We start from the raw sequence: 6463 nt of genomic DNA, 5'->3' as shown, positions 1-6463 counted from the left end.
CTGTCTCCTCACAATCATCCGCCGGAACCCCCCGGCCTTTTGCGAACCGCGCTCGAAATGTCGATCGAGGTGTGTGCGACCCCAATTCAAGTAAAGGCGAACCGGGACGTTAGCAAGGTGAAGGTGAGCCGGTCAACATGCTTCTCTGAATGGATAACCGCAGGCAGGGGGCTTGATATCGGCCCGATAGCGAGGCTATACGAGACATTTGTAGAGTGTCCCCAGACTCGTCTCAGCATTTCCTGAACGAGAATTCGGGGCGTCGATTTCGATGCTGCTTCCGTGATTCTCCCGTTCCCGTATTGGAGAGCCGTCATGCCGCCCAGTGCCATCGCGTACGCCGAGCTGTACGTCGCGGAAGACCGGGAGGCCACCGGCTTCCTCATCGACGACCTGGGCTTCGTGCCGGTGGCCGTCGCCGGACCCGCGACCGGTACGTACGACCGCCGCTCCACGGTGCTGCGCAGCGGCGGTGTGACCCTCGTCGTCACCCAGGCGCTGCGCGAAGGTACTCCGGTCGCGGACTATGTCGACCGGCACGGCGACTCGATCGCCGACCTCGCCTTCACCTGCTCCGACGTCCGGTCCGCCTTCGACCGCGCCGTCCTGGGCGGCGCCGGCGCACTGCAGCAGCCGGCCCGCTCACTCACCACCGGCCGCGACGACTGGTTCGCCGTGGTGTCGGGCTTCGGCGACATCCGCCACACCCTCGTCACGGACGACGCGAACGCCCAACTGCCGCCCGACCGCGAGTGGGCGCTGCTGCCGGCCGCAGCCGACACGGCAGGGCACCGGCCGGCCCTCGACCACGTCGCCGTCTGCCTCGAATCGGGAACGCTGCGCAAGACCGCCGCGTTCTACGAGGCGGCCTTCGACACCCCGTACTACTCCTCCGAGTACATCGAGGTGGGCGACCAGGCGATGGACTCCATCGTCGTGCGCAACGCCGACGGCGGCATCACCTTCACGCTCATCGAGCCCGACGACTCCCGGCAGCCCGGCCAGATCAACACCTTCCTGGAGGCGCACGGCGGACCCGGTGTCCAGCACCTCGCCTTCCTGGTCGACGACATCGTCGGCTCGGTCCGTACCCTCGGCGAGCGCGGTGTTGCCTTCCTGCACACTCCCGGCACGTACTACGACCTGCTCACCCAGCGGGTGAGCGGCATGGCCGACCGCATCGCCGACCTGCGCGAGACCAACGTCCTGGTCGACCGTGACGAATGGGGCTATCTGCTGCAGATATTCACCCGCTCGCCCTACCCGCGCGGCACCCTCTTCTACGAGTACATCCAGCGCAACGGGGCCCGGGGCTTCGGCAGTTCGAACATCAAGGCGCTCTACGAGGCCGTCGAGCGGGAGCGCGAAGCGGCCGGCCGGTGACGACGTCCGCCGCCGGACCGGCGGGTCGACGGCACACCCCTGGCAAGCCGCTGCCCGAGCCGCTCACCCTGGCCGACTTCGCGGACCGGGCACGCGACGAACTCCCGCCGGAGAGCTGGGACTTCATTGCGGGCGGCGCGGGCAGGGAGCGTACCCTCGCCGCCAACGAGGCCGCCTTCGACACGGTACGGCTGCGCCCCAGGGCGCTGCCCGGCATCGAGAAGGCGGACACGTCGGTCGAGGTGCTCGGCTCCCGCTGGTCGGCGCCGCTCGGCATCGCCCCCGTCGCCTACCACCAACTCGCCCATCCTGAAGGGGAGTCCGGGACGGCACTGGCAGCGGGCCGACTCGGTCTGCCCGTCGTCCTCAGCACCTTCGCCAGCAGGAGCGTCGAAGAGGTGGCCGCCGTCGCCACCGCGCCGCTCTGGCTCCAGCTCTACTGCTTCCGTGACAGCGGGGTCACCCTCGACCTGGCCAGGCGCGCCCGCGACAGCGGCTGCCAGGCGCTGGTGCTCACCGTCGACACCCCGTTCACCGGCCGCCGGCTGCGTGACCTGCGCAACGGCTTCCGGGTGCCCCCGCACATCACGCCCGCCAACCTCAGCGGGGACGCCGCCCTCGGCGCCGCCGCACCGGGTGCCCACAGCCGGCTGGCCTTCGACCCGCTGCTCGACTGGTCCGCCGTGGGCCGGCTGCGGGACGCGAGCGGACTGCCCGTGTTCGCCAAAGGAGTGCTCACCGCGCAGGACGCCGACGCCGCCGTGGCCGCCGGTGTCGCGGGGATCATCGTCTCCAACCACGGGGGCCGCCAACTCGATGGCGTACCAGCCACCTTGGAGGCGCTACCCGAGGTGGTGGGCGCCGTGCGAGGCCGCTGCCCCGTACTGCTCGACGGCGGCGTCAGGTCAGGGGCGGACATCCTGGTCGCCCTGGCCCTCGGAGCGCGGGCCGTGTTCGTCGGCCGGCCGGCCCTCCACGCGCTCGCCGTCGGTGGTGGCGAGGGTGTGTACCGCATGCTGACCCTGCTGATCGAGGAGTTCGCCGACACCATGGTGCTCACCGGCCACCCCTCGCCCGACACCATCGACCCGGACACCGTCCTGCGACCGGGACGCCCGTACCCGTACAGGAGCACACGATGACGACCACGGCCGACGCCACTCACCGGGCGGTGGCGCTGCCACGAAGCGCCCTGCACCCCAGCCTCTCCGAGCCGCTGCTCGACACCATGACCTTCCTCAACGAGGTGACGCTCCGCTATCCGCAGGCCGTCTCCTTCGCTCCCGGCCGGCCGTACGAGGGCGACTTCGACGTCGCACGGGTGCCCGGCTACATCGAGACCTACCTCGACCATCTGCGGGGCCGCGGCCTGTCCGAGGAACGCGTCCGCACCGCGCTCTACCAGTACGGCGAGACGGCCGGGCAGATCAGGGACCTGGTCGCCGACATGCTCCAGATCGACGAGGGCATGACGGTCGATCCGGCGGCCGTGGTGGTGACGGTGGGGTGCCAGGAGGCCGTCCTGCTCGTCCTGCGCGCGCTGTTCACCGGCCCCGACGACGTGCTGCTCGTGGACAGCCCCAGCTACGTCGGGGTGACCGGCGCGGCCAGCCTGCTCGGCATCGACGTCGTCCCCGTGCCCGGCGGCAGCAACGGACCGGATCTGACGGAACTGGCGCGCACGGTGGCGGAGTTGACGGCGCAGGGACGGCGGGTCCGGGCCCTCTACGTGGTTCCCGACTGCTCGAACCCGACCGGTGTCAGTATGGGGCTCCAGGACCGCATCACGCTGCTGGAGGCGGCGGGCCGGCTCGGGCTGCTGCTGCTGGAGGACAACCCGTACGGCGTGTTCAGCTCGGTCCGGCGCCCGACGCTCAAGGCACTCGACGCCGAACAGCGCGTGATCTACCTCGGCTCCTTCGCGAAGACCGCCTTCCCGGGCGCCCGTGTCGGATTCGTCGTCGCCGACCAGCCGGTCGACAGCGCCGACGGGGGAGCGCCGGGGCTGCTCGCCGCCGAACTCGCCAAGGTCAAGAGCATGGTCACGGTCAACACACCCACCCTGAGCCAGGCCGCCATCGCCGGACTGCTGCTGAGCAACGGCGGTGGCCTGCGGGCCGCGAACGAGGCGACGGCGCGGCATTACCAGGCGACCATGCGCGCGCTGCGCGAGGCCCTGGCCCGCGAACTCCCCTCGGACCGGCCGGAGTCGGCGGGTGTGCGGTGGAACGACCCCGACGGCGGTTTCTTCCTCACCCTCGATGTCCCCTTCGCCGCGGACGAGGAGGCGCTGCGTGTGTCCGCCGAGCAGTACGGGGTGATCTGGACGCCGATGCGCTACTTCCACCTGGACGACGCCGGCGACCGCCGCATCCGGCTCTCGTGCAGTGCTGTGACCACCGGCCAGGCCACCGAAGGAGCGGCCAGGCTGGCCCGCTTCGTGAAGGACCGCGGCGGCGCCTGAGAACCACCCGGACATGACCGCGCTGACGCCGTCATGTCCGGGTGTCCCAAACCGCCGGGGAGAGGGCTTCGGCCCGCGTCCTACCGCTCCACCAGTCCCGCCTCGTAGGCGATGATCGCCGCCTGCACCCGGTTGCGGACGCCGAGTTGGTTCAGGATGGCGCTCACATAGGTCTTGATGGTGCCTTCCACCAGGTGGAGCCGGTCGGCGATCTCCGCGTTCGACATCCCGGCGCCGAGCATGCCCAGCACCTCCTGCTCGCGCTTGGTGAGCGTCGTGGTGCGCTCGCCCGAAAGCTGCGAGCGGGGCCCCGGGGCGCGGCGCAGCTCCGTCATCAACCGCCGTGCCACGAGCGGGGACAGGCAGGAGCCGCCGGACGCCACGGCGTGCACCCCGGAGATGAGGTCCCGGGGGTCGGACGCCTTCAGCAGGAAGCCGGCCACCCCCTGGTCCAGGGCCCGTTCGATGTACTTGTCCTCGCCGAAGGTGGTCAGCATGATCACCCCGGTGTCCGGATTGGTGGTCCGGAGTTCACCGGCGGCCGCCAGGCCGTCCATCTCCGGCATACGGATGTCGAGCAGGGCCACATCAGGGCGGTGTTTGCGGGCCAGTTCGACCGCCGCACGTCCGTCCGCGGCCTCGGCCACGACCTCGATGTCCGGTTCGGTGGTCAGGATGGAGCGGACTCCGGCCCTGATAATGGTTTCGTCATCGGCGAGCAGTACGCGAATCATCCGTTCCTTCAACGTCGGTTCCAACTCATGAATCCCGTGTGCGGTCGTCGTCGTGCGGGGCGTGTCCTCACAGCGCGTCCTTGGCCACCAGCACATCATCCTCGAAGCACAGCCGGTACAGGGCGTCGGTGAACTGCAGCACGTTCTCGCTGGCCCGGTAGTACTCGCAGGCGGCGCCCGGCGGCGCCGAGGGTTCGCTGACGACCGGCGGCGGCTTCTTGATGCGCCGGTCGGGCAGTATCGCCGCCAGCTCCGTGCGGGACTGGCCGAGCCGTATCCGGGCGTACTCCTCGGCGGTGACCGACGTCGTCACCGCGGTGAAGACGTAGAGGCCCGTCAGTGACAGGACGAGGGCCCCGCCCACCAGGACCGGGATCAGCGCGGCCCGTCGTACGTCGCGCCGTACCCGGGCCCGCGCGCCCATGAGGGCGGTGGTCGAAGCGCTCCAGCGGGGGAGCCCGGCGACCGGCGGCGACGCCTCGTAGTCCGGGGCGCCGTCCTCCTCCGCCGTGGTGGCGCCGTCCGTGCCCGGCGGGCCGTCCGTGGTGTCCGCCGGTGCGGCAGGTGGCGCGGCCCCGGGCGAGGGCGGCAACGGCGGTGGTACGTGCGGCAGTTCGGCGCGTACCTCGAAGCCGCCCGCGCGGCGCCCGGTGCGCAGTGTCCCGCCCGCCAGCCGGACCCGCTCGTCCAGACCGATCAGACCGAGGCCGCTGCCCGACGCGCCGGCCGGTGTGCCCTCCTGCGGCAGATCGTTGAAGACCGACACCACTGTCCCGTCGGCCCGGTGCGTCAGCCGCACGGATACGGCGGCGCCGGGGGCGTGCTTGGCGGCATTGGTGAGCGACTCCTGGACCACGCGGTAGGCGGCGAGGCCGGTGAGCAGCGGCGTGCCCTCGGAGTCCGCCCCCTCCTCGCGGAACTCCACCGGCGTTCCCGACCGTTCGAACCGCCGCACCAGTTCGGCGACGGACTCGTCCGGCGGCCGGAGCGAGGGGGTGGAGTCCTCGCGCAGCAGCCCGATGACGTCGTGCAGCCGCTCGGTGGCCATCGTGCACCGCTCGCGCAACTGGGTCATGACCTCGCGCTGTTCGGCCGGCAGGGCGGGGGCCAGTTCCAGGCCGCCGGCCAACAGGGCCATCACACTCAGCTCGTGGCCCAGCGAGTCGTGGATGTCCTGGGCGATCCGGGCGCGTTCCTTCAGCCGCGCCTGCTCGGCGACGAAGCGCTGCTTCCACTCCAGTTGCTCGGCGTGCTCCCAGCCGGCCCGGGTCAGGTCGGAGCGCTGCCGCCACCAACTGCCCGCCCACCACGGCAGCAGACAGGCGGCCAGCTCCGTCATCAGCAGACTCAGCCAGTCCTTGGGCTCGGCGAAGACGGAGACCACCAGCAGCCCGGCCAGGGCCACCGAGACGAACACGGCGTGCGCGTGCCAGAGGCGGGTCACCCGGCAGCCCGCCAGGAAACTGAGCACGGCGGCGGCCGTCACCGTCCACAGCGTCGACTGGAGGACGGGATAGAGGAGGACGGGCAGAGCGGCCAGCGTCAGGGAGAGCAGCGGCGCGCTCCGGCGCACCGCGACCGCCGTCGCGATCAGTACGACGACCAGCGGCCAGACCCCGGGCGCGGCCACCGGGCCGCCGACACTGAGCGCCGAGGGTGCCAGCAGCACCGCGAGGAGTACGAAATCGCGGCGCCTGGTGAAGGGCCGGTCGGAGCGCAGGCCCCGCGAGAAGTGGTCCACCCGGCGGCGGACGCCCTGCCAAAGCTGCATTCCCGCACGCTACAAGAGCCGGCGGGGGCCAGGAACCTGCCGAAAGTCGAGTGTCATCGTTGCCGAACGCCAGATGTCCCGGCCGCGCGGTCTTCCTAGTTTGGTGGGGTG

The 6463-nt window shown here is 71.1% G+C and carries 5 protein-coding genes; 3 read left to right on the top strand and 2 right to left on the bottom strand.

Translation table 11 applies throughout. The features are described from left to right. Window positions 1-315 precede the first annotated feature (315 nt). The 3 genes from hppD to OHS57_RS02900 are packed head-to-tail and all read left to right on the top strand — an operon-like array spanning window position 316 to window position 3847. Complete coding sequence (hppD, locus tag OHS57_RS02910; RefSeq protein ID WP_041998960.1) at window positions 316-1383, top strand: 4-hydroxyphenylpyruvate dioxygenase; 1068 nt, start codon at window positions 316-318, stop codon at window positions 1381-1383. Next, complete coding sequence (locus OHS57_RS02905) at window positions 1380-2525, top strand: alpha-hydroxy acid oxidase (RefSeq protein ID WP_328580886.1); 1146 nt, start codon at window positions 1380-1382, stop codon at window positions 2523-2525. The genes hppD and OHS57_RS02905 overlap by 4 nt, the downstream gene beginning before the upstream one ends. Then, entirely contained in the window at window positions 2522-3847 is a 1326-nt protein-coding gene (locus tag OHS57_RS02900; RefSeq protein WP_328580885.1) for an aminotransferase-like domain-containing protein, read from the top strand. The genes OHS57_RS02905 and OHS57_RS02900 overlap by 4 nt, the downstream gene beginning before the upstream one ends. An 80-nt stretch (window positions 3848-3927) precedes the next feature. On the opposite strand, the gene OHS57_RS02895 is transcribed toward OHS57_RS02900, so the two are convergent. Beyond that, window positions 3928-4581, bottom strand: a complete 654-nt coding sequence (locus OHS57_RS02895) for a response regulator transcription factor (protein WP_041998965.1) — start codon at window positions 4579-4581, stop codon at window positions 3928-3930. Between the two features lie 67 nt (window positions 4582-4648). Beyond that, window positions 4649-6352 (bottom strand): sensor histidine kinase, encoded by a 1704-nt coding sequence (locus OHS57_RS02890; protein WP_328580884.1) that lies wholly within the window; start codon window positions 6350-6352, stop codon window positions 4649-4651. Between the last annotated feature and the right edge of the window lie 111 nt (window positions 6353-6463).

Origin of the sequence: Streptomyces sp. NBC_00370 (assembly GCF_036084755.1) — a bacterium.
In the GTDB taxonomy this organism is placed as follows: Bacteria; Actinomycetota; Actinomycetes; order Streptomycetales; family Streptomycetaceae; genus Streptomyces.
The sequence above is the reverse complement of the archived record's forward strand: the minus strand, read 5'-3'. Positions and strand labels throughout refer to the sequence as shown.

Coding starts and splice junctions, on each gene's coding strand:
- OHS57_RS02900 (WP_328580885.1), top strand. CDS start 2,522: ATGACGACCACGGCCGACGCCACTCACCGGGCGGTGGCGCTGCCACGA.
- OHS57_RS02890 (WP_328580884.1), bottom strand. CDS start 6,352: ATGCAGCTTTGGCAGGGCGTCCGCCGCCGGGTGGACCACTTCTCGCGG.
- OHS57_RS02895 (WP_041998965.1), bottom strand. CDS start 4,581: ATGATTCGCGTACTGCTCGCCGATGACGAAACCATTATCAGGGCCGGA.
- hppD (WP_041998960.1), top strand. CDS start 316: ATGCCGCCCAGTGCCATCGCGTACGCCGAGCTGTACGTCGCGGAAGAC.